Consider the following 23,073-nt stretch of genomic DNA (forward strand, 5'->3'; position numbering starts at 1 on the left):
CCCTGGTTGACACGGAACCTGAGCAGCGCTCAGGTTCTTAGCCCCCGTCACCCCGGAGACTCCCCCACCATGAGAAGACTCATCGGCACGCTCACGGCCGCCGCGCTGGCCCTCACCGGCCTCGCCACCACCGCGGCCACGCCCGCGACGGCCGCCGACTCCGGCACCTTCAACGTCCTGACGTACAACGTCGCGGGCCTCCCGCTCGGCCTCGGCGACAGCGACCCCGAGACGAACACCCCGCTCATCGGGCAGCGTCTTGCCCCGTACGACATCGTCAACGTCCAGGAGGACTTCAACTACCACGCCTCGCTGTACGCCAACGACACCCACCCGTACCGCACGGCGACCAGCGGTGGCGCGGGCATCGGCGACGGCCTCAACACCCTCTCGGATCAGTCCTTCGAGGACTTCGAACGGGTGAAGTGGAACGCCTGCACCGGCACGAACTGTCTGACCCCGAAGGGCTTCACGCTCGCCCGGGTGCGCCTCGCCGAGGGCGTGTTCGTGGACCTCTACAACGTGCACACCAACGCCGACTCCGACGACGCCGCCCTCGCCGCCCGCCGCGCCAACGTCGAGCAGCTGTCGGACTTCATCCAGGCGAACTCGTCCGGCAACGCCGTCATCGTCATGGGCGACACCAACACCCGCTACACGCGCACCGGCGACAACATCCGCACGCTGGTCGCCGAGAACGGCCTGACCGACGCCTGGGTGCAACTGGTCAAGGGCGGGACACCGCCGGCGGCGGGCAGCGACGCCCTGCTGTGCGACGCGGCGGCCCCGGCCAACGACTGCGAGGTCGTCGACAAGGTCATCTACCGCGGCAGCAAGCTGCTGAGCCTGAACGCCACCCGCTACAACAACGACTGGGCGAACTTCCTCCGCTCGGACGGCAAGCATCTCTCCGACCACTTCCCGCACACGGTCGACTTCTCCTACACCGTCACCTCGTCCCTGAAGGCGAGCGACTTCTTCGGCGGCCCGCACGGCACCGCCTTCAACGACGCGGACAACCTGCCGGCGTCCGTGTCCCCGCGCACCCTCACCCTGCGCGGCGGCACCCGCCTGGACGCGGTGTCCCTCACCCACGACGGCGGCACGGCCCTCACCCACGGCGGTCCGGGCGGCACGGCGACGTCCCTGACCCTGGCCGGTGGCGAGCACCTCACCGCCGTAAGGCTGACGCAGGGCCAGAAGGACGGCCGTACGCGGATCTTCTCGGCCGCCTTCACCACCGACAAGGGCCGCACCCTCGCCGCCGGTACGGCGACCTCGGCAGCCAAGACCTTCACGGCGCCGTCCGGTTGGCAGATCGTCGGGTTCACGGGCCGGTCGGGGGACGAGATCGACAAGCTCGGTGTGCTGTACGCGCCGATCGGCTGATCCCCGCCCGCAGGGACACCTCCGCCCGGACGGTCTTGTGCACCCCGTCCGGGCGGGAGGTCCACCTCCGCCGTACGGTCGTGCCATGGAGACGACTGGGGACGATGCGACGACGGTACTCGGCGTGGCGGGGACCATCCTCTACCGCCCGGCGCGGCCCGAGGACGGGACGGCCCTTGCGGAACTCGACGGTTCCTTCACCACGGACTCCGTGTTCGAGGTGGCCGCGACCGGCGACGGCTTCAGCATCCGCCAGGTTCCCGTGCAGCCTCCCCTCCACAAGGTCTTCCCCGCCGAGGACGACAGCGAGGACGACGACGGCCCTCCGGAGCTGAACCGGACGGTGGTCGCCTTCGACGGGGGCCGGCTGTGCGGCGTGGTGGCGACCTCTTTCTCCCCATGGAACGCCCGCCTGACCGTCCGCGACATCGAGGTCGCCCCGGCGTGGCGGGGCAAGGGGATCGGGCGGACCCTGATGAACCACGCCTTCGACTTCGCGCGGGAGTGCGGGGCGGGGCATGTCTGGCTCGAGGTCAGCAACATCAACGCTCCCGCGATTCGTGCCTACCTCCGCATGGGCTTCACCTTCTGCGGGCTGGACATCTCGCTCTACGACGGCACGGAATCGGCCGGTGAACAGGCGCTCTTCATGTCCCGCCGGGTGCCTGACGAGTCATGAGAGCGCCTGCGCGTGGCCATGGGTCCGAGGGCCCGCCCGGCTGACCTCACTCGCTCCGCAGCACCTCCGCGATCGTCAGCCGCCCCGCCCTCCGCGCCGGGACGAACGCCCCCAGCACCGCGATCACCACACCCGCGAGAGCCAGTCCGGCCAGGGCCGGCGCCCGCCAGACGTCCGTCATGTACGCGGGCAGGGTGATGTCGACGGCGTCCACCATCCGGGGGATCACCATCTGGTAGCCCGCCACGCCCAACGGGATACCGAGCAGGGAGCCGAGCGCGCCGAGGACCGCCATCGACGTCACCGTCATCACCGTGACCTGCCGCGGGGTCATGCCGATCGACTTCAGCATGCCCAGGTCCCGCCTGCGGTCACGGGTGTTGAGGACGACGGTGTTGAAGACGCCGAGGGACGCGACGACGGTGAGCATCACGGTGAGGGCGGCGGCCGAGCCGATGACGGTCTGCGTGATGGAGTTGGCGCCCCTCACGTCGGGGGTGATCCCGGAGTCTGCGGCTCGGGCAGCGCGGGCGTATGCGTTCGGGTCGGTGCCGTCGCGGAGGCCGACGTGGTAGGCGATGGGCCGCTCGTCCGGGGCAAGTGCCGTCAGCGTCGTCCAGCCGCTGACCACGACCCGGGCGTTGCTCTGCATGAACTCCCCGACGACCAGCACCTTCTCGGTCCGGCCGCCCTTCTCCAGGCTGACCCGGTCGCCGACCCGTACGCCGTTCTGGCGCAGGAAGGCCGAGCCGGCCACGACCTCGCCGGCACTCCGTGTCCATCGGCCCGCCGTGAGCACGCTGTCCAGCTGAGTCCGGTCGCCACGGCGCCCTTCGAGGATCACCGGATGCGCGGACCCCACGAGGCGTACGTCGACGGACGCACGGGCGGTGACCTCGGTGGCCCCCGCCAACTCCCCGAGGAGTGAGTGGAGTTCGCGGTCGGTGTGCTCCGGCTGGAGCTCCTTGCCGTTGTCGAAGTTGGAGGCGTACACGGTGACCTGGAACGCGTCGCGTCCGGCCTCGCCGAACCGGGTCATCGTCGTGGCCAGGCCGGTCGCGAAGGTCACGGTGGTCACGCCGAGGACCACGGCGGCGAGCGTCAGGGCGCTGCGGCCGGGCCGGGCGAACGGCAGGCCCATCCCCAGGCTCACCGAGCGCGGCAGCCCGCTGCCGGCCAGCCGGCGCTGGATCCCCAGCGCACGGCCGGCACGTGGGGCGCTGCCCGCGCTGATGGCCCGCGCCGCCGACATCCGGTGGGCGCGCAGCGCGGGGCCGAGCGCGGCGAGGACGCAGACGGCGGGCATGCCGAGCAGGGTGAGGGCGTTGATCCAGGGCGCGACCGTGACGGTGTCGTGGAACACCCCGGCGTCCGGGCCCGTGAACACGAACCCGAAGAAGGGGCGTGCCAGGAGGTTGCCGACCGCCGTGCCGACCGCGCAGCCGAGCACCGCGGGTACGGAGATCATGGTGAGGTACACGGCGACGACCTGACCCGGGGTGAACCCCAGGGCCTTGAGCACGCCGATGTGCCGGAAGCCGGAGATCACGGCACCGCTGACGACGTTGGCGACGATGAGGACCGCGACTGCGATGCCCAGGATCCCGAAAGCCATCAGATAGGGCGTGAAGGCCCGGGCCGAGCCGCTCACCTGGTGCTTGAGGCTGAGATACGACCGGGAGGCGGCGAGCGCGTCCGCCGGGAGCTCTTCGGTCACCGTGGCGAGCTGGGCGCGCAGCCGGTCGTCCGTGGAGGCGTCGGGGAAGCGGAAGAGCATCTGGGTGACCGTCGGGTGCAGGGCGTCGATCTGCTCGGGCGCGACCCAGGCGTCCGCGGTGCGGCTCAGGTCGAAGGCGAACCCGACGACGGTGAGGTCCGGGCCGCCCGAGGGCATCGGGAGCCGCTTGCCGAGGTCGTCCGCGGTCCAGTCGGACTGCCGGTTCAGGACGACCTCGCCGGGCCGGGTGGCCCAGCGGCCGGCCCACAGATCCAGCCGGTCCACGGGGCCGTCGGGGTCGGCGCGGCCGACGACCGTGATCTCGTTGCCGAGCCCGAAGTTCATGCTGCCGTCGGGGAGTTCGACCGTGGCCTGCGCGTAGGGGCCCGCGGCTGCCTCGACACCGGGCTGCCGAGCGGTCTGCGCCAGCTGTGCGCCGGAGACCTGGGCGGGGTCGAAGGCGGCGACGACATGCGGGCCGCGCTGCTGGGCGAAGGCCTTGTCGAAGGGGGCTGAGGCCGCGTCGACCAGGCCGAGGGCCACCACCATGACCGCCGTCGAGGTCAGCGTCACCAGCGCGATGACGAGCGTCTGGAGTCTGCGCCGCCCTACCGCCGCGCGGGCGGCGCGCCACACGGCCCTCATGCGGACGGCTCCAGGGTGTGCCCGCCGGTCACCAAGCCGTCGGCGAACTCGATCAGACGGCTGGCGCAGCGCCGGGCGAGATGCTCGTCATGGGTCACCAGGATCAGTGTCTGGCCGATCTGGTTCAGGTCGAGCAGCAGGTCCATCACCTGCTCGCCGGAGCGGCTGTCCAGGGCCCCGGTCGGCTCGTCCGCCAGCAGCAGGGCGGGGCGGTTCACCAACGCCCGTGCGACCGCGACGCGTTGGCGCTCTCCGCCGCTGAGTACCGCGGGATAGGCGTTGCGGCGGTCGGCGATGCCGAGTTCGTCGAACAGCTCCAGGGCACGACGGCGGGCCTGCCGGGCCGGAGTGCCGGTCAACTGGGCCGCCAGCGCCACGTTGTCGAGGGCCGACAGGTCGTCGATCAGGTTGAAGAACTGGAAGATCATGCCGATCCGGCGCCGCCGGTACAGCGCAAGTCCCTTCTCGCTCAGCTCCCCCACGTTCTCCCCGTGGACGACGACCGTGCCGCCCGTCGGCCGGTCCAGTCCGGCGATCATGTTGAGGAACGTGGACTTCCCGCACCCCGAGGGGCCCATCACGGCCACGGCTTCCCCGGCCCGGATCTCCAACGAGACGCCGGCCAGGGCGGTCGTCTCGCCGTACTCCTTGCGCACGCCGTCCAGCCGAACGACGGCCTCTCCCCTGCTGCCTTCACTGCTCATGGACACGACGCTACGAGGCAGGCCCGCGCCCGGGCATCCCTCCCCGGATGGCACATCACCGGGCACCTCATCCTCCGGATGCAGGACCTGCATCTCCAGGCCGATGCGTTCGCGGTGATCATCTGTCAGGGTGAGCCCCATGGGGGACTGGGAACCTGGCTGGGTCACGGCGGCGGTTGCGGGTGCGGCCGTACTCGTGCTGGCCGTCGCGCTGTTACGGACGCGGCGCCGCCGGCTGCAGGCCGTCGGAGAGCGCGGCTGGCTGCTGGAGCGGGAGCGGGAGAGCGCGGCCCGCGCGGCGGTCATGGCTGAACGCGACCGTATCGCCCGCGAGTTGCACGACATCGTCAGCCACAACGTCAGCCTCATGGTCGTCCAGGCCGGCGCCGCCCGCGAGGTGCTGGGCACCATGCCGGACGAGGCCGCGGCGGCGCTGCGCGCGGTGGAGGACGCGGGGCGGGGCGCGATGACGGATCTACGGCATCTGCTGGGCCTGCTGGCCCCGTCGCCGAGCGGCGAGGACGACGACACGGACGACGCGCACGACGGGACCGCCGCCGACCTCGCGCCTCAGCCCGGCCTGGACCGGCTCGGCCGGCTCGTCGACCGCGTCTCCTTCGCGGGGCTGCCTGTCGAGGTCCGGATCTCCGGCGAACCCCGCCCCCTCCCGCAAGGAATCGACGTGACGGCGTACCGCATCGTCCAGGAGGCTCTCACGAACGCACTCAGGCACGGCGACGGAGGAAAGGCGGAGGTCACGGTGCGGTACGCGGACCACGCGCTGCGGGTGGAGGTGCTGAACACCGGGCCGAGCGTGCTGACCGGCGGGGCCTCGCCGAAGCAGAGCCGTCTGCAGGGAGGAACGGGGCGCGGCCTGCTGGGCCTGCGGGAGCGGGTCGCGGTGTACGGCGGCGATCTGGACGCCCGCCGGCGCCTCGGCGGCGGCTACCGCGTCCGGGCCCGCATCCCGCTGGACCGTCCCGTGGACCGCTCCCCGGACCTGTCATGACGACACCGGTGACGGAGCCGGCTCCCCGCGTTCTCGTCGTCGACGACCAGACGCTGATCCGGACCGGCTTCCGGCTGATCCTGACCGTACGCGGCATCGAGGTGGTCGGCGAGGCGGCGGACGGCGTGGAGGCGGTGTCGCTGGCACGCGAACTCCGCCCGGACGTCGTGCTGATGGACATCCGCATGCCCAACATGGACGGCCTGGACGCCACTCGCCGGATCCTCGAAGAGGCGCCGGGCTGCCGGGTGCTGATGCTGACGACGTTCGACCTGGACCGCTACGTCTACACGGCCCTGTCGATCGGCGCGAGCGGCTTCCTTCTCAAGGACGTCACGCCCGAGCACCTCGCGGCCGCCGTACGGCTGGTCGGCACGGGTGACGCGCTGCTGGCGCCCACCATCACCCGTCGGCTGGTCGAGCGCTTCGCCTCCACCCCTACCGCTCACGCCCCCGCCGTCCACGCCGACCTGGCCCCCCTGACGCCCCGCGAGCTGGAGGTCCTGACGCTCCTGGGCCGAGGCCTGTCCAACACGGAGCTAGCCGCCTACCTCACGCTGAGCGAGGCCACGGTGAAGTCCCACGTGGCCCGCATCTTCGCCAAGCTGTACCTGCGGGACCGCGCCCAGGCCGTCGTCCTGGCGTATGAGACGGGGCTGGTCCGGCCCGGCACTCACTAGGATGCCCCCTAGGGTCCCTAGGAAGCCTGGGCCAGTCTCGTACATCCGGAGGTCCCCCATGGCCCGCGCTGGACTCACCGCCGACCGCCTCGCCGCGGCCGCCGCCGAACTCGCCGACGAGGTCGGGTTCGAGAACGTCAGCCTGTCCGCGCTGGCCCGGCACTTCGGGGTGAAGGACGCGAGTCTGTACTCGCACGTCCGCAATCTCCAGGACCTGCGGACCCGCGTCGCCCTGCTGGCGGGCGGCGAGATGATCGACCGGATCGCCGCCGCCGTCGCCGGACGGGCCGGCAAGGACGCGCTGGCCGCGTTCGCGGACGCGTACCGGGAGTACGCCCTTGAGCACCCGGGCCGCTATGCGGCGACGCAGATCCGCATCGACCAGGCGCTCGTCGCCGACTCCCCCGCCTTGCGCCGCACCGCCGAGATCACCTACGGGATGCTCCGCGCGTACGGCCTGGAGGAACCCGACCTCACCGACGCCGTCCGCCTGCTGCGCAGTACCTTCCACGGCTACTGCGCCCTGGAGTCCACCGGCGCCTTCGGCGCTCCCCGCGACGTACGGGAGTCCTGGGAGCGTGCCGTCGACGCCCTGCACGTGGCGCTCGCGAACTGGCCGCGCAGCGAGCAGGGCGGGCAGCCACCCCAGGCGCCACGCTGACCACTTAGACTGGAAGCTTCGCGGAGGTCACACGCCGCCACCACGGGGGAGGGTGCGTCTTGTCCCAACAGCAGCTCGGACGCGGCCCCTTGAGGCCCCGTCAGCCCCGCACCGACCCTCCCGTGCCCGACGACGACCCCTCGGCCCCCTCGCCCCCGGCGCGCTTCGTCGGCTGGCTCGGCGGCCTCGGGGCGGCGGCCGCCGGGTACGGCGTGTTCCAGTTCCTCTTCAGCGTGCTTCCCGCCTCCCTCGACGGTTCGGCCGCGCGGTATGTGATCTCCGGGGTCAGCGGACTCGCCACCTTCGTCGCGGCCTGGCTGGCGGCGGCACTGCTGCGGGCCCGGGCGGCAGCGGCTGCCGGCGCCGAACCCACGGCCGCCACCGTAGGACCTGCCGCCATGGCACCGGGGGCGCCCGGCCCGCTCCCGAAGGTCTTCGCCTCCGCCTACGGCACCCTCGTCGACCAGGTGTCGGTCGCCGCGGACCCGGAGCGCGGGCGGCTCACCGGCTGGCCGCACTCCCTGGGCGAGGACACCCCCTCACGGCCGACGCCCGTCGGTACCGCGTACGGCCTGCACATCATGCTCGACCTGGGCGTGCCCGACGGAGGGCTGAGCACGGGCGACCTGGTGGACACGCTGTGGCGGCTGCGGCTCCCGGACGGCGGCTGGTCGGCGCGGTCGCAGGGCTCCGAGGCCCGCCCGGAGGTCACCGCGCTGGTGCTGGGCGCACTGGCCCGGGCCGGGACGTCCGCCGACCGGCTGGCTGCCGAGGTGGACCGGTGCACCGGCGCCTTCACCCGGCAACTCGACCGCGCCGGGCTGGAGTCGACGCATGTCGTGACGACCGTGCTGCGCGGGCTGCTGCGCGCCGCTCCGCGCTGCGAGATCCTGCCCGCTCTGCGCGAGACCCTCGCGGACGGCGCGATCAGCGACCCGCGCCGCGACCACCTGCGCTGCTGGGGCTACCGGTTGCAGCCGCCGTACGGCAGGCCGTCCCCGCTGCACACCGCGCAGGCCGTCGTCGCCCTCGACCGGGCCGCCCGGGTCCTGGGCGAGGACACGGACGCGCGGGCCGCCCGGGCCCGGACCGCACGCGAGGACGGTGTCCGCTGGCTGCTGTCCTGCCCGGACGCACCGCACGACACCTGCCCGGACCTGGAGAACCTGCACGAGGAGGTACGCCGGCCGCGCACCGACGACCCGTCCCGCCACGAGGTGCTGAACGTACGGCACTTCACCGCCTCCTGGCTGGTTCGCGCCCTGCTCTCGCCGGGCGCCCTGGAGATCGCCCGCGCCGATGGGCTGGAGGACGAGTGGCGGGTACGGCTGGACGGGGCCGTCGCCGCGGTGTGGGCCGGGCAGACGGACGGCATCTGGTCCTGGGGCCGGGGCGACAGCACCGAGCTGCGGCGGCCCATGTGGATGACCTATCAAGGCCTTTCGGCGCTGCGCGCGCATGCCGTATGGATGTACCAGCCGGATGGCTGAACCCGGATGTGCCGAGCGCGGTTGGAGCGAGCGGGCGTTGGAGGATGAGTGCATGGGCGATCGGCAGGTCATGGCGGCCCGGAGGCTGCTGGCCGAGTCGCTGGACGGTGAACTGCCCGAGCACGAGCGGGTGGCCGCGGCGCGGCGCGTCGTCGTCGAACTCGGCTCACCCGACCGCCTGTTGGAGCTGATCGACGAACTCGCCTCCGGCGAGGGCGACCCGGACGGCTGCGCGCGGCTGTCGTACCGTCATGTCCTCGGCTTCGACAAGCTGCTGCTGATCGACGGCGGCCCGCGCCGGATGCTCCGCGCGCACGTGTGGCATCCAGGCGCCGGCGCGATCGGCGAGGAGGACATCCACAACCACCGCTCGCCGCTGGCCTCCTATGTCGTGCGGGGCCGGCTGGCCATGGAGCTGTACGAGGTCGGCGACGGCTCCGGCGCCCTGGCGGCGGCCCGTTACGAGGAGTCGCTGGCGGAGCGCTCGGCGGACTGGGTGCTGAGGCCGGCCGGTCCGGCGCGGCTGCGGCTGACGCACGTGGGGCAGTACGCCGCGGGCAGTTCGTACGCGCTGCCCGCGCACACCCTGCACCGGGCCTGGTGCGACACGGACGTGCCGACGGTGACGCTGTTCCTGGAGACGGGCGCCGAACGGCGGGACCACACCGATGTGTTCACGGCGGCGGGCCCGCATCCGGGCGCGGTGGCGAAGGTGCCACTGCCGGTCGGGGACTATCTGGACGCGCTGCGGGAACTGGCGGAACGGCTCAGGGCCGTGTGAACGCCTGCCGCACGATGTCGAGGTTGTACTCGTCGATCTCGACGGTCGTCAGCTCGGTCCGGTCGAGCCAGGCGGCCGCCTGGTCGGGCTCGGGCAGGGTGACCGCAGTGGACAGGGGCCTGACCAGGAAGTTCTCCTGCCAGTTCTTGATCTCGTGACCCCGGTAGTCGCTGAGGAAGGACGACTCGCCGACCTTGCGGACGACCTCGCCGAGCAGTCCGGTCTCTTCCTTCAGCTCACGCAGGGCCCCGTCCTCGGCACTCTCGCCGGGCTCCAGCTTCCCGCAGGGGACACCCCACACCCGGGGCAGGAACCGCTCCCTCTCGCTGCGGCGCACCAGAAGCACCCGCTGCTTGTCGTCCATCACGACGGCGGCCGCCAGTCGCCTGTCGCCGGGGATGTCCATGGTCATGGTTCCTCGGTCCCTCGCCGGTGATGAGTCCAAAGGGTCTGATACCCGGGAAAGAGTCAAGCCTAACAGGGGTCCGCCTACCGTCGCTGTGAGTCAGGTCGCCCCGAGACGCCCGGCTCGCCCCGGCGGGCGAGGGCGTCCACGGCCCCGTACGCCGGGGCGGTCCCGCCCGGCACCCGGCCCTCCCTGATCGCCTCGACCGCTTGCAACGCCGCTCCCAGCGCCCGCCGGTAGAGCAGCGAGCCGAGACTGACACGGCGAACACCGAGGTCGGCCAGGTGCGGGAGAGCCGGGCCGGTCGGTGCGTAGAGGATGTTGAGGGGAACGTCGACGTGCCTCACCAGGGCGGCGATTTGAGTGGGCTCACTGAGCCCAGGCACGAACACGCAGTCGGCGCCCGCCTGTTGATAGGCGTCGAGCCGGTCGATCGTCCCCTCGCCGTCTGCCAGCCAGTACGTGTCGGTGCGGGCGTTGACGAAGAGACCCGGTGCCGCCGACTTGACCGCTGCGATCTTCGCGGCATGCAGCGCCGTGGAACCGAGACGGTCCTCCAGGTTGATCCCGACGGCTCCGACAGCCGTCAGGTGCCGCGCGAACTCCCCCACCTCGTCGGGATCCTCGCTGTAACCGTCCTCCGCGTCGACGGAGAGAAGGTAGGGATCCGAGCCGAGGGCCAGGGCGAGCCGCAGTGTCTCGTCACGGGTCTCCGAGGCCCCGTCGGGCAGACCGGCGGCCGCTGCGACACCGAGGCTCGTCGTGCCGATCGCGCGGAACCCCTGGTCTGCGAGGGCCCGCGCCGAGGCGTGGTCCCAGGCGTTGGGGAGCAGCAGGGGCCGGTCGCCGTGGTGGAGTTCGGCGAACGTGGTCATGAGGGGTCCTCCGGTGCTCGGGCGGTCAGGACAGGTCTCCGACGGCGTCGGCGTAGTACGTCGAGCCCTCCAGGTGGCGGGCGAGTTCCCGGAAGCTCCAGCCCTCGCCGGGCGAGTCGTCGAGCTGGTCGTCGCTCAGGGCGTCCAGCCGGTCGGCCCAGATTCGGGCGAGGCGGGTCAGCCTGCTGCGGGCCTCGTCGAGGTCCTGCGGGGTGAAGGGAGCGAGGTCCGCCTCGGTGGTGATGCCGGAGGCGTGCCAGTGGTCGGGCTGGGGCTCCTCGCCCGCCAGCCGGGCCTCCAGTTCCGCCAGGTGGTCGATCAGGTGGTCGGCGACGCGCCGGATCGCCTTGTGCGGGGTGTAGACGCGGTCGTCGACACGGGCGGGCGTGCCGTCCCAGTTCGGCCAGCTCGCCGCCAGGGTGAGGACGTGGTCGACCATGCCGGTGACGGCGCCGGCGGGGGTGAGACGGGCTGTATCGGTCATGCCTGGAACGCTAGATGCCGGTCGTTTCGGTACCGGCCGAAGTGTCCCGGCCATGTCGTCCCACGAGTGAGAGGCACGCGGACGGAGGGCCGGGCCCGTCGTCGTACTGTTGCGGCGATCATCATCGCGACGAGAACACACGGGGGCGCACATGGCCATTCACCGACCGGGACTTCCGGAGGACCTTCCGCCGGGCGAGGTGCTGTGGGCACGGTGGGCGCTGCTCGCCGCCGTCAAGGCGACCACCGAGCAGGAAGAGACCCCGAGCGTGCACCGGGTCGGGCACTGGATCGACGAGGCGGGCCTGCACTGGGACGACTGCGGCTGCACCTGGTGGATCATGTCCAGGATGGGCGAGGGTCGGTTCGTGCTCTACGGCGAGGACGAGTCGAGCGGCGTCAAGTGGCACAAGCCGCCGATCGACATGCTGGCGGGCGGCCCCGACTGGCTGCCCTACGAGGAGCTGCGCGACCGGCTGGAAGGGTATGAACTCGGCTGCGTCTACTGGTACGAGAACGGCGCCTGGAGCCGGGCGCCCTACCCCGACAGCCTCGAGGACGACGGCCTGGACTGCGGCATGAGCGACTTCGTCGACCGCGACAGCCTGCTGAGGGAGCTGAAGCTCCACTTCGACGACACGGCCGCCGGTCCGAGCGCGGACAGCCTCCTGGCCGACGCCGAGGCGTACGGGCTGGACGCAAGGTTGCTGCTGGAGCACGTGCGCACCCACCGCGACGGTGACCCGGTGGACCCGCCCGCCGTCGCCAGAGCACTCGACCGGGCGGGCATCACGACCCAGGCGGTCAGTCGCTGACCCGCACCTGGACGCCTTCACCGTCCGCCAACCGCACGCGGACCGCACGGCCTTCGTTCCAGCGGACGTGGATCCCGCCGTCGTCGTCCACGCGCACGGTCGCCAGCGCGTCCAGCGGGGCGGGTTCCGGTTCGGCCGTGAGCCGGGCGAGGGCGACGAAAAGGGTCGGTCCGGCGTCGGTGACGCCGGTGAGGTCGTCGTCGAGCCGGGCGGCAGGGCGGAGTTCGGCGCGGACCCCGTCCCGCGCCGCCCAGCCCGTGATCCGGACCGGCGTCCCCGGCGCCGCGCCCGCCACCAGGTGGGCCCGCACCTCCACGGCCCCCTGCGCGAGCACCACGCTCGTCACCCGGGTTCCGCCACCGCCCGAGTGCCGTGAGGCCGCCCAGCCCTCCCCCGCGCCGAGCGGCACGATGTCCATGCGGCTCGGATCGTCGCCGACGATCACGCTGTTGTCGTACGACGGTGCGGGCGTCGTCGCCGTCGAGTAGGCGAGCCGCGTGTAGTACGGGTCGTAGCGGACGTCCTCGCTGCCATGGTTGTGGAGGCGCACCACTCCGTCCGAACTCGTTGACTGAACAAGCCAGTTGGGGGCGGCGATGGCGGTGACCGCGTCCTCGCGCTCGGCAGGGGCGGGTTCCTCCTGCGCCGTCCAGACATCGTGATCCGCGGGCAGGAGCAGACCGAGGAAGCCCTTACTCGCCCAGTACGGGGACGCCGGGCCCGAATAGCCCTGGAGGAGTGCCTCGTCGGGGCCGTGCCAGCCGAGGGTCAGCAGGCCGTTCGCGTCCACGGCTCCCCGCTCGAGGAAGTACTTGAGTGCGCCGGAGGAGATCCTTCGGGTCTCCCCTGCCGCGAGCGGTGTGCGGCCCGTGAGGGCACCCAGCCACAGGGGGGCGGTCGTCGCGAAACGGTAGGTCAGGGAGCGGCCCTGGTGCAGGGGGCCGCCGTCGCCGCCGAACAGGCGGGCGTAGTCCTCAAGATGCCGGGAGAGGCGGCCGCCGTACAGTTCGAGGAGCCGTTCGTCCTGCGCCAGCCAGGCGTGCAGCACGGGGTACAGGTGCATGGCCCAGCCGTTGTAGTAGTCGAACTTGCGGCCGTCGCCGTCCGTGTACCAGCCGCCCCCGACGTACCACTTCTCGATGCGCTCCAGCCCCCGGTCGATCGCCTTGCGCGACTCCTCGGCCTCATGGCCGATCTCCTGGAGAAAGCCGCCCACGGTCACCGGGAACAGCTCCCAGTTGCAGGGCCAGGCCTCGGCGGTCAGGGCGTCGCCGAGCCAGGCCGCCGCCCGCTGCCGCACCGGGTCGTCCAGCCGGTCCCACAGCAACGGCCGCGTCAGCCGCAGCGCGAGCGCGATCGAGGCCGCCTCCACCAAGGGCTGGCTGCGGTCCTCGACGCGGGGCCAGATGCCGCCGACGCCGGCCGCGAGGCCGTCGGCATAGCGCTCCAACGCCGTCTCGTCCCGGCGGAACGCCGCCAGGAGCAGCGTACGGGCGTAGCCCTCCAGTCCGTCGGAGAGGCGGCCCGACCAGCTCTCGTGGTCGCCGGGGAGGTGGTAGAGGGCGCGGTCCTCGGTGGCGTACGGCTCGACCGCGGCGAGCAGGGCGTCGGCGGCCGCCTCCCAGTGGGCGCGGGTGTAGCCGGTGCGCGGGCTGCGGGTGCGGTCTTCGGGAGGCAGGTGCATCGGGTCTCTCTCTAGCCGGCTCGGTTCCGGACCTGGGACGCCCCGGTTCCGGTCGGAGCGCCCCAGGAGTTCATCCCACCCGCATCAGGCGCTTGGGCACCAGATGCCGGGCGACGAGTTCGTCGCGGACCAGGCTCGCGTAGGTCGTGGCGCCGTGTACGGAGGTGTGGGTGTTGTCCCGCTTCTCGTTGTAGAGGTAGAGCGCCTTGGACGCCTCGACGCCGAGGGACTCCACCCGCGCCTTCGTCTTCGCCGTCAGGTCGATCAGGGGGACGTCGTGGGCGGCGGCGACGGAGCGGATGACGGCGGGGTGGTCCACGCCCAGGCCGTTCACGAGCAGAGCCGTGTCGTTGTTCAGGGTGCCGTCGGCGTTGAACCAGCGGCGCACGATGGGCGTGACCAGGACCGGCTTCCCGCCCTTCGCCCGTACGCCCGCCGCCAGGGTTTCCAGATTCGCGCGGTACGTCGCCCCGTCGGTCGTCTTGTCGTTGTGGGCGAGCTGGATCAGGACCAGGTCGCCGCGCCGGATCCGTGGCTGGACGGTGGCCCACAGGCGGGAGTCGGCGAGGTAGCTGACCGTGCTCTCGCCGGAGTCGGCGTAGTTGGCGACGGACAGGCCCTTGCGCAGGTACTGCGGCAGCTGCTGGCCCCAGCCGGAGTACGGGTCGCCGGGCTGGTCGCAGACCGTGGAGTCGCCGACGAGGAGGATCTGGCGGGCATGCCGGGCCTTGGTGACCTCGATGTCGGCGAGGGCGGGGGCCGAGCCGCCGAGTTGCAGGTCCAGGCCGGGCGTTCCGTCGGCTCCGGTGGGCTCGCCCTCGGGGGTGCGGACGTTCACGGTGAAGCTGCGGGCGACGCGCTTGCCGGCCTGGACCGCCGTCTCGGGGAGCAGGGTGCGGCGGGTCTCCGCGGTGACGCGCGTGCTCGACGCGGCCTCGCCGCCGAGGAGCACCTTCACGTCGTACGTTCCGGGCGGGACGTCGAAGTGGCAGGCGGTGGCGGTGCAGTGGGCGTGGGCGGCCTGGGCCGGTACCGCCGCCAGCGCGGCACCCATGGTGGCCGCCACCAGTACGACGGCGCTGAAACGTCTCACACGCGACTCCTCGCTCGGCTGGACCCGGCTGCGCCTGGACCGTACACGGTTGGACAAGCGCTTTCTAGACCGTGACGAGCATTCAAATGACTGTCCAGCCCGAAGCCTGCGCAAGCCCTTTCGTGAAATCGATTCAACTGTCACTCTGCACAACACCCGCACCCGACACTCCGAAGGAGGCACCCCCCATGTCCGGATCCCCTGACAGATCCGTTCGCCGCCGCACCTTCGTCCTCGGCGCCACGGCCGCCGTCGGTACCGCGGCTCTCGCCGGGACAGCGAGCGCCGCGGCCTTCGGCTGGAGCGACGACGGCTCCAACTACGTCGTCGACACCGGCGCCGACCTCGTCTTCAAGGTCAGCAAGAACAACGGCGACCTGACCTCGCTGGTCTACCGCGGCACCGAATACCAGGGCTACGGCGGCATGAACTCGCACATCGAGTCCGGTCTCGGCACGTCCACCGTGACCATCGGACAGTCGGGTTCGACGATCCTGATCTCGGTCGCGTACGGCTCGCTGCGGCACTACTACGCCGCCCGCAGCGGTGAGAACAACATCTACCTGTGGACCAACAAGGCCGACACGTCGGTCTCCGCGACCCGCTTCATCCTGCGCGTGAAGAAGGGCCTGTTTCTCAACGACGAGCCTGACTCCTACACTTACGCGCCCACCGCCATCGAGGCCTCGGACGTCTTCGCGAAGTCCGACGGCCAGACCCGCTCGAAGCACTACGCGAAGCGCCGGGTGATGGACTACGACTACGTCGGCTGGTCGGCCGGCGGCGTCGGCCTGTGGATCGTGCGCAGCAACCACGAGAAGGCGTCCGGCGGCCCGTTCTACCGCTCGCTGCTGCGCCACCAGAGCGCGGACGGCGGTGGCCTGTACGAGATCCTGTACTACGGCCAGAACCAGACCGAGGCCCAGCGTTTCGGCCTCCAGGGCCCGTACGTCATCGCCCTCACGGACGGCGGGGCGCCCTCCTCTTCGCTGTTCCCGGGCACGCTCACCACGTCGTGGGCGGACTCGCTCGGCATGTCCGGGTACGTCGGCGCGAGCGGGCGCGGCAAGGTGGCCGGGGTCGGGATCACGGGCCGGAACACGGCGTACCCGTACACGGTCGGGCTCGCCAACTCGGCGGCGCAGTACTGGGGTTCGGCGCGGGCGTCGGACGGCTGGTTCTCGATCGGGGGTGTGCTGCCGGGCACGTACACGCTGACCGTCTTCAAGGGCGAACTCGGCGTGTACACGGGGTCGGTGACCGTCACGGCCGGAGGCACGACCACCCTCAACACGATCGCCGTACCGTCCTCCAACGACCCGGGCAACGCGAGCGCGATCTGGCGGATCGGTGACTGGAACGGCACGCCGGGCGGGTTCAAGAACGCCGACCTGATGACGTACGCGCATCCCTCCGACGTCCGGGCCGCCGCCTGGACCGGCAACGTGGTGATCGGCAACAACGAGACGGCGTCCTTCCCCTGCTACCTCTGGAAGGACGTCAACAGCGGCCTGCTCGTGTACTTCAGGCTGACCGCCGCTCAGGCTGCCGCCGCGCACACCCTGCGCATCGGCGTGACGACGGCCTACGCCAACGGCAGGCCGCAGATCGGCGTCAACGACTGGACCTCGGCGATCCCCTCCCCGCCCACGCAGCCGGGCACCCGGTCCCTGACCAACGGGTCCTACCGGGGCAACAACCACACGTTCACCTACAGCGTCCCGGCGAGTGCCTGGCTCACGGACACCGGCCAGTACAACGTGCTGCGGATCGACGTGGTGAGCGGTTCGGGGTCGACCGGCTATCTCAGCGCGGGCACGTCGATCGACGCGATCGACCTGCTCGCCTGACGTTCTCTCAGGTACCGCGCGTCCACTGCTGGTTCGTCGCCCCGTTGCACGTGTACGTGATCACCGCGGCGGAGTTGGCGGTGGACGCGCCGTTCACGTCCAGGCACTCCCCGGTCGCGCGGGACTTGATGTTCACAAAGGAGCCGGTGGTGGTGACCGACCACTGCTGGCCGGTCGAGGAGGCGTTGCAGTTCTCCTGGGTGACCGTGTTCGCGTTCTCCTGGACGCACAGGGAGCTGTTCCTGACCATCAGCTGGTAGTAGCCGCTGCCCGCCGACTTGAACCAGTACTTCTGGTTGCCGCCGCCGTTGCAGTCGTACTGCTTGATCTGGGCGCCCTGCCAGAGTGACTGGCTGGTGACGTCGGCGCACTTGGAGGAGTGCCGGGCGGTCAGCGTGTTGTACGTGGCGCTCGTCCCGCTGATCGATCCGGTGGCCGTGTCGATGGTGACCTCCGGGGACCAGGACATGGACATCGACGTCGAGGAAGGGAAGGTCAGCGGCAGCCAGACGTAGCGGGAGTCGTTGACGGTGCCGCCGAAGGAGTTGCCCCAGCGGTCGCCCAAGTAGAGGTACGAGGTGGTCGAACTGCCCTGTACCGGGAGGACGTACGCGGTCTGGGAGCCGTACGTCGTGGAGTCGCCGACGTTCGTCATCGCCGTCCAGGGACCGGCGATGCTCGTGGCCGTGGCGTACTGCTGCTGGTTCGGGCCCCAGCCGGTCGCTCCCGAGGTCAGCATGAAGTAGACGCCGTTGCGCTTGAACAGGGCGGGGGCCTCACGGTGGCCGCCGTGCCAGGGGTCGGCGACGAGGCTCGCGATGCCGGTGTAGTCGGCGGTCAGGCGGTAGATCTGCAGGTCGTAGTTCTCGCGGGCGGCGGAGATCATGTATCCGGCGCCGTCGGTGTCCACGAACACCGTGATGTCGCGGGACATGTGCTGCCCGAGCGGGCGGAAGCTGCCCTGCCAGGTGTAGTTGCCGTCGATCGTGTCGGACACGGCGACGGCGGCTCGGGCCTCGCTGTAGTCGACGCCGTTCTCCTTGTGCATCCACATGACGAACTTGCCGGTGGCGGCGTTGTACATGACCTTCGGGCGCTCGATGTTGGCGGTGGCGAGCTCCGGGTCACTGGACTCGGTCAGGACGTGGTTCCTGAACTCCCAGTTCTTCAGGTCGGTGGAGCGGTAGGCGTCCACGTACCGGAAGGTGTTGTCGGCGTTGCGGTTCTCGCCGAACCAGTAGTAGGAGGAGCCGACCTTGATGACACCGCCGCCATGTGCGTGCACAGGGTTACCCGAAGGGTCGGCGAACTGGGTGCCGTTGGTGATGGTCTGGGGTGCGGCCTGGGCGGCCCCTGCGGTGGCCAGGGCGCCGGCTATGGCCAGGCAGAGGGCCAGCAGAGCGGCGTAGGCACGTCTCATCTCACGCACTCTCCTTGACGGTTGCGGCGATCGCGGCGGCCGTGTCCGCCACGGGTATGCCGAGGTTCGGGGTGCCGTCCGGGTTCCAGCCGAGCTTCTGGATGCGGGTGTGTCGGTTGGGGTCGTTCAGCGGGTCGCCGACGATGTCCTTGTACTGGCGGGCGTGGTAGACGAGGACGTCGGTGCGGCCGTCCTCGGCGACGGTGAAGCAGTTGTGGCCGGGACCGTACTGCTTGGTGCGTTCGCTGCTGGTGAAGACGGGGGTCGGGGACTTCGCCCAGTTCGCCGGGTCCAGCAGGTCGGCATCGGCGTCGACGGTCAGCATGCCGACGCAGTAGTGGTGGTCGGTCGCGGAGGCCGAGTAGGTCAGGAAGATCCGGCCGTTGCGCTTCAGGGCGTACGGACCCTCGTTGACCTTGAAGCCGATGCACTCCCAGTCCAACTCCGGCGTGGACAAGCGCACTTGAGGACCGGTGAGAGTCCACGGGTTCGCCATCTCGGACAGGAAGAGACCGGTGTTGTTGTCCAGCCCCGGTTCGTGCTGTGCCCAGCAGAGGTAGCGGGAGCCGCGGTGGGTGAAGGTGGTGGCGTCGAGGGAGAAGGTCTCCCACGCGGTCTTGACCTGCCCCTTCTCCACCCAGGTGCCCTTGAAGGGGTTGGGGTGGGAGTTCTCCAGGACCCAGATGCGGATCTGCCACACGTCCTCGGCGGGCGCGGCGGCGAAGTAGATGTACCACTTGCCGCCGATGCGGTGCAGCTCCGGCGCCCAGATGTGCGCGCCCATGTCGCCGGTGGGGTGGGCCCGCCAGAGCACCGACTCGGCGGCCGTGGACAGGCCGTTCAGGGTGCGGGAGCGGCGCAGGACGATGCGGTCGTACTCGGGGGCGGTGGCCGTGAAGTAGTAGTAGCCGTCGGTGTGCCGGTGGATGTGCGGGTCGGCGCGCTGCTGGACGAGGGGGTTCACGTAGGGGGTCGCCTTCGGGGGTGCGGCGTGGGCGACGCCGGGGACGGCGGAGGCGGCGGTCAGGGCACCGGCGGCTGCGGCGCCCATCAACAGCAGTCTGCGGCTGGGGGCTTGGGGGGCTGGGGGCACTTGGGGCACTTGGGGCAGATCGTGATCGCGGCTCATGTGGGGGGGTGCCTCTCAGTGAATGTTCGGAGCGCAGGGGCGTTCGAGGGGCTCGAGGGGTTCGGGGCGTTCAGGGACGTTCGAGATAGCGAAAGGGATCTGTCATTACGAACGACTGAAAGGTAAGGGTGTGTTACCAGGAGGTCAACGAGTCCGGCGAGACAAAGAGAAACGCCGGATTTCTGTTATCGGCGCCCCGCTCCGCCCGTCCCCATCACGTGCGCAGCCATACCCACAAGACAGCAGCGGCCGTCGGTGCCCTGGCAGCCGTCGCCGCCCTGACCGTTGCCGCTCCCCCTGCGGCCGCCGCCGGCCGGGACGTCACCGCCGACGTCCTCGCCGACCGTGACGTGACACTCAGCGGCGACACGGTCGTCACCGTGCCGCCGGGAACGACTACGTACGACGGCGTCTTCCGTGGCCAGGGCACGCTCACCGTGCGCGGCACCGGCACGCTGGTCCTCACCAGGGACAGCGACTTCACCCTGCCGAAGTCCCGGCAGCGGCAGCAGGTGAGCGTCCTCGGCGGCAACCACCCGTACGTCACCACGACCGACGCCGACCCGCCCGCCGTCACGGTCGCGCGCGGGGCGACCCTGCAGTACGGCAACGGCGGTACGGCCGGGCTGATCGGCCACTTCCCGTACAACACCCCGGCGTTCCGGCTGAACCAGGACAACATCCGGGTCGACGGCACCCTGCGGCTGTCGCTCAGGAGCGCCTACAACCTGGGCACGGTCAGCGGCTCCGGGCTCATCACCCAGCCGCGGTTCCTGTGGGGCACCTGGGACCTGTCGGGCACCCACTCCTTCTCCGGGGTGATCGACAACGGCACGCAGGTCAACGCCGGCCGGCCGGAGTTCGCGACCTCGCTGCCCGCCGTGCGCAAGGTCCTCAACCAGGGGACGTGGACCGTGGACACCCCGCTCGGCCGGACGGTCACCATGGGCATGGACTTCTACCAGCGCGAGTACGGCAGCGACATCAACGTCCAGTCCCGGCCGGGCGGCAAGGTCGTCCTCACCGGCCAGTACAGCTGGTCGGACCGGGGCGGCGACACCGACCCCGCACTCAGCGACCCCGCCCTGAACTGGACCCCCGCGCGCCAGAACGTCAACAAGCGGGGCACCAACATCAAGGGCGCGAACGTCCGGTGGGGCGACGGGACGACGAACAAGATCTTCATGCCCGGGACCGCCGACACCGTCTACATCAATCTGCTGGCGGGCCGTTCCCGCTCCTCGCTCACCTTCGACTACAACGGGCCGGTGACCCTGGGCGCCTCCATCGGCGGCGGCAGGTTCCACGACACACTCGCCGCGCCCGGCGCCGGGGACATCGTCATCGAGGGGACGAAGGGCAACGACGTCACCTTTGCCGCCGTCCAGTACTACGACGGCTCGACGACCATCGACAAGGGTGCGGTGCTGCGGCTGGGCAACGGCAGGGCGGGCGGCGACGGCGGGCTCTACACACGGGGCGACCACTACAGAATCATCAACAACGGCTCGCTGGTGCTGAACAACACGAGCAGGGCCCTGTCCCTGTCCCGGATCGGCGGCAGCGGATCGCTCACGCAGTCGGGGGCCGCGACGACGACCCTGACGGGGAGCGCGGTGACGTACACCGGCACGACGACGGTCGAGAAGGGCACGCTGGCGCTGCGCGGCGGAGCGACGCTCGCCCGCAGCAGGGCGATCCGCCTCACGTCTGCGAAGTCCCGGCTGGACGCGTCGACTTCGGGACTGCGCGTGGGCGAGAAGCAGACACTGACCGGCAAGGGCACCGTGCGGGGAACGGTGACGAACGGCGGCGTGGTGGCGAGCGGGCTGACCGTCTCCGGCGACTACGCCCAGTCGACACAGGGCGAACTGGTCCTGCGCGACGGCCCGTTGAAGGTGACGGGCGGGGTCCGCCTGGCCGGCGACCTGGGCCTCGCGACCGCCGCCACCGCACCTGCTTCCCCTCGCAGGATCACCGTCCTCGACCACCGGGGGCGAGCGAAGACGACCGGCACCTTCACCGGCCTCAAAGAGGGTGAGAATCTCCAGCTGGACGACATTACCTACCGGATCAGCTACCGGGGCGGCGACGGCAACGACGTCGTCCTCACCGCCGTCACCGGGGGCCCCTCCCCCACCTCCGGCCACCCCCACACAGCCGACGACACCCTCGCCTCCCCCGCCCCCCGCACCACGAGCACCGCGACCAACGGCCTCGGCTGGTGGCCGTACGCCCTGTCCGCGGGCCTCCTCCTCGGGCTGGCGGTACCTGCGACGAGGTTCGGACGCGGACGCCGGCGGGGTGGGAGGCACGCGGCGTAGGGAGCGGCCGCTCGGCGTCGCCGAGGGATGTCCCACCTGCTGGTCCCCAGCCCCGCCTCGACTACCGTCGTCACCATGACCAGCACCATCACCCTCGCCGAAGCCCTCGCCGCCGGGGCCGTCGTCCTCGACGGCGGGATGTCCAACCAGCTCGAGGCCGCCGGGCACGACCTGAGCGACGAGCTGTGGTCGGCACGGCTGCTCGCGGAGCGGCCCGAGGCGATCACCGAGGCGCATCTCGCCTACTTCGAGGCGGGGGCGGACGTGGCGATCACGTCGAGCTACCAGGCCACCTTCGAGGGGTTCGCGAAGCGCGGGATCGAGCAGGGCTGGGCGGCCGAACTGCTCGCTCTGAGCGTGGAGTTGGCGCGCGAGGCGGTTCGGCAGGCGCGGGGCAAGGGCGTCGCACGGCCGCTGTGGGTGGCGGCGTCCGTCGGACCGTACGGGGCGATGCTGGCGGACGGCTCCGAGTACCGGGGAAGGTACGGGCTGAGCGTCGACGAGCTGGAGCGCTTCCACCGGCCCCGCCTTGAGGTGTTGGCCGGGGCACAGCCCGACGTACTGGCGCTGGAGACGGTCCCGGACGCCGACGAGGCGGAGGCGCTGCTGCGGGCGGTGCGCGGACTCGGTGTGCCGGCCTGGCTGTCGTACTCCGTCGCCGGTGATCGCACCCGCGCCGGGCAGCCGCTGGAGGAGGCCTTCGCCCTGGCCGCCGACGCCGACGAGGTGATCGCGGTCGGCGTGAACTGCTGCGCGCCGGAGGATGTGGAAGGCGCCGTCGAGACCGCGGCCCGCGTCACGGGCAAGCCGGTCGTGGTCTACCCGAACAGCGGCGAGGCCTGGGACGCACAAGCCCGGTCCTGGTCCGGCGAGGCCGGCTTCGCCGCCGAGCAGGTCGAGGCCTGGCGGGCATCGGGCGCACGGCTGATCGGCGGCTGCTGCCGGGTCGGCCCGGAGGCGATCGGCTCCATCGCCCGGACTCTGTCGGCGGCGCGGTAGCGGAACGCACGCCCGCCCCGGGCCCGCGCGGCGGCAGCCACGGTCGGGGGGGAAGCGCCGACCGACGGGCACGGATCGTTTACGCACGGCCCGAGCTTGAGGTGGGGACGCCGACGCCTGACGCGGCATACCCCGAAGCCCCGACGCGGCACGCCCGACGCCTGACGCTCCACGGCCCGCCGACCGACGCGCCGAGCACCGCCGCCCGACAGGGGGACGCCAACGCCCTGACGCAGGACA

General features: G+C 71.4%; 20 protein-coding genes. 11 read left to right on the plus strand and 9 right to left on the minus strand.

Features of this window, described 5'->3' with window-relative positions:
• The first annotated feature begins 69 nt into the window (after nucleotides 1-69).
• Nucleotides 70-1,389 (plus strand): jacalin-like lectin, encoded by a 1,320-nt coding sequence (locus tag OHT51_RS09030; protein WP_328878390.1) that lies wholly within the window; start codon nucleotides 70-72, stop codon nucleotides 1,387-1,389.
• Nucleotides 1,390-1,474: 85 nt separating this feature from the next.
• Nucleotides 1,475-2,068 (plus strand): GNAT family N-acetyltransferase, encoded by a 594-nt coding sequence (locus OHT51_RS09035; RefSeq protein ID WP_328878391.1) that lies wholly within the window; start codon nucleotides 1,475-1,477, stop codon nucleotides 2,066-2,068.
• A gap of 46 nt (nucleotides 2,069-2,114) precedes the next feature.
• On the opposite strand, the gene OHT51_RS09040 is transcribed toward OHT51_RS09035, so the two are convergent.
• A complete protein-coding gene (locus OHT51_RS09040; protein WP_328878392.1) occupies nucleotides 2,115-4,430 on the minus strand; it encodes an ABC transporter permease in 2,316 nt (771 codons plus the stop codon).
• Nucleotides 4,427-5,134, minus strand: a complete 708-nt coding sequence (locus OHT51_RS09045; RefSeq protein WP_328878393.1) for an ABC transporter ATP-binding protein — start codon at nucleotides 5,132-5,134, stop codon at nucleotides 4,427-4,429. The genes OHT51_RS09040 and OHT51_RS09045 overlap by 4 nt, the downstream gene beginning before the upstream one ends.
• A 139-nt stretch (nucleotides 5,135-5,273) precedes the next feature.
• On the opposite strand from OHT51_RS09045, the gene OHT51_RS09050 reads away from it, so the two are divergent.
• The 5 genes from OHT51_RS09050 to OHT51_RS09070 all read left to right on the plus strand — a co-directional run bounded on the left by OHT51_RS09050 (nucleotide 5,274) and on the right by OHT51_RS09070 (nucleotide 9,755).
• Nucleotides 5,274-6,143, plus strand: coding sequence for a sensor histidine kinase (locus tag OHT51_RS09050; protein WP_328878394.1), 870 nt, complete (start codon nucleotides 5,274-5,276; stop codon nucleotides 6,141-6,143).
• A complete protein-coding gene (locus tag OHT51_RS09055) occupies nucleotides 6,140-6,823 on the plus strand; it encodes a response regulator transcription factor (RefSeq protein ID WP_328878395.1) in 684 nt (227 codons plus the stop codon). Before OHT51_RS09050 ends, OHT51_RS09055 begins: the two co-directional genes overlap by 4 nt.
• 58 nt (nucleotides 6,824-6,881) lie before the next feature.
• Nucleotides 6,882-7,484 carry a TetR-like C-terminal domain-containing protein gene (locus OHT51_RS09060; RefSeq protein ID WP_328878396.1) on the plus strand — a complete coding sequence of 201 codons (603 nt, stop codon included), beginning with the start codon at nucleotides 6,882-6,884 and terminating at the stop codon, nucleotides 7,482-7,484.
• Nucleotides 7,485-7,606: 122 nt separating this feature from the next.
• The gene (locus OHT51_RS09065) at nucleotides 7,607-8,974 is read left to right on the plus strand and encodes a hypothetical protein (protein WP_328878397.1); all 1,368 of its coding nucleotides are present in this window, start codon (nucleotides 7,607-7,609) and stop codon (nucleotides 8,972-8,974) included.
• Nucleotides 8,975-9,026: 52 nt separating this feature from the next.
• Nucleotides 9,027-9,755, plus strand: coding sequence for a hypothetical protein (locus OHT51_RS09070; RefSeq protein WP_328878398.1), 729 nt, complete (start codon nucleotides 9,027-9,029; stop codon nucleotides 9,753-9,755).
• Here OHT51_RS09070 and OHT51_RS09075 read toward each other — a convergent pair.
• The 3 genes from OHT51_RS09075 to OHT51_RS09085 form a co-directional block, all read right to left on the minus strand.
• Nucleotides 9,742-10,167 (minus strand): NUDIX hydrolase, encoded by a 426-nt coding sequence (locus OHT51_RS09075; protein ID WP_391405945.1) that lies wholly within the window; start codon nucleotides 10,165-10,167, stop codon nucleotides 9,742-9,744. The two genes, OHT51_RS09070 and OHT51_RS09075, sit on opposite strands and share 14 nt — an antisense overlap.
• A gap of 77 nt (nucleotides 10,168-10,244) precedes the next feature.
• Nucleotides 10,245-11,036 (minus strand): isocitrate lyase/PEP mutase family protein, encoded by a 792-nt coding sequence (locus tag OHT51_RS09080; RefSeq protein ID WP_328878399.1) that lies wholly within the window; start codon nucleotides 11,034-11,036, stop codon nucleotides 10,245-10,247.
• 25 nt (nucleotides 11,037-11,061) lie between these two features.
• Nucleotides 11,062-11,520, minus strand: coding sequence for a hypothetical protein (locus tag OHT51_RS09085; RefSeq protein ID WP_328878400.1), 459 nt, complete (start codon nucleotides 11,518-11,520; stop codon nucleotides 11,062-11,064).
• A 151-nt stretch (nucleotides 11,521-11,671) separates the two neighbouring features.
• Here OHT51_RS09085 and OHT51_RS09090 point away from each other — a divergent pair, with 151 nt between their 5' ends.
• The gene (locus tag OHT51_RS09090) at nucleotides 11,672-12,334 is read left to right on the plus strand and encodes a hypothetical protein (RefSeq protein WP_328878401.1); all 663 of its coding nucleotides are present in this window, start codon (nucleotides 11,672-11,674) and stop codon (nucleotides 12,332-12,334) included.
• On the opposite strand, the gene OHT51_RS09095 is transcribed toward OHT51_RS09090, so the two are convergent.
• Both OHT51_RS09095 and OHT51_RS09100 read right to left on the minus strand, forming a co-directional pair.
• On the minus strand, nucleotides 12,324-14,018 hold the full coding sequence (locus OHT51_RS09095; protein ID WP_328878402.1) for a DUF2264 domain-containing protein: 1,695 nt from the start codon (nucleotides 14,016-14,018) through the stop codon (nucleotides 12,324-12,326). The genes OHT51_RS09090 and OHT51_RS09095 overlap by 11 nt on opposite strands.
• Before the next feature lie 70 nt (nucleotides 14,019-14,088).
• Nucleotides 14,089-15,111, minus strand: a complete 1,023-nt coding sequence (locus tag OHT51_RS09100) for a rhamnogalacturonan acetylesterase (protein WP_328878403.1) — start codon at nucleotides 15,109-15,111, stop codon at nucleotides 14,089-14,091.
• 188 nt (nucleotides 15,112-15,299) lie between these two features.
• Between OHT51_RS09100 and OHT51_RS09105 the strand changes: the two genes are divergently transcribed.
• Nucleotides 15,300-16,961 carry a rhamnogalacturonan lyase B N-terminal domain-containing protein gene (locus tag OHT51_RS09105; protein WP_328878404.1) on the plus strand — a complete coding sequence of 554 codons (1,662 nt, stop codon included), beginning with the start codon at nucleotides 15,300-15,302 and terminating at the stop codon, nucleotides 16,959-16,961.
• A 7-nt stretch (nucleotides 16,962-16,968) separates the two neighbouring features.
• Here OHT51_RS09105 and OHT51_RS09110 read toward each other — a convergent pair whose 3' ends face one another.
• Complete coding sequence (locus OHT51_RS09110) at nucleotides 16,969-18,381, minus strand: family 43 glycosylhydrolase (protein ID WP_328878405.1); 1,413 nt, start codon at nucleotides 18,379-18,381, stop codon at nucleotides 16,969-16,971.
• Nucleotide 18,382: 1 nt separating this feature from the next.
• Nucleotides 18,383-19,510 carry a glycoside hydrolase family 43 protein gene (locus OHT51_RS09115; protein ID WP_328878406.1) on the minus strand — a complete coding sequence of 376 codons (1,128 nt, stop codon included), beginning with the start codon at nucleotides 19,508-19,510 and terminating at the stop codon, nucleotides 18,383-18,385.
• 218 nt (nucleotides 19,511-19,728) lie between these two features.
• On the opposite strand from OHT51_RS09115, the gene OHT51_RS09120 reads away from it, so the two are divergent.
• Together OHT51_RS09120 and mmuM are read left to right on the plus strand one after the other, a co-directional pair.
• The gene (locus OHT51_RS09120) at nucleotides 19,729-21,834 is read left to right on the plus strand and encodes an autotransporter-associated beta strand repeat-containing protein (RefSeq protein WP_328878407.1); all 2,106 of its coding nucleotides are present in this window, start codon (nucleotides 19,729-19,731) and stop codon (nucleotides 21,832-21,834) included.
• A 75-nt stretch (nucleotides 21,835-21,909) separates the two neighbouring features.
• Nucleotides 21,910-22,833, plus strand: coding sequence for a homocysteine S-methyltransferase (gene mmuM, locus OHT51_RS09125; RefSeq protein WP_328878408.1), 924 nt, complete (start codon nucleotides 21,910-21,912; stop codon nucleotides 22,831-22,833).
• The last annotated feature ends 240 nt before the right edge of the window (nucleotides 22,834-23,073 follow it).

It is taken from the genome of Streptomyces sp. NBC_00299 (assembly GCF_036173045.1).
Lineage (GTDB): Bacteria > Actinomycetota > Actinomycetes > Streptomycetales > Streptomycetaceae > Streptomyces > Streptomyces machairae.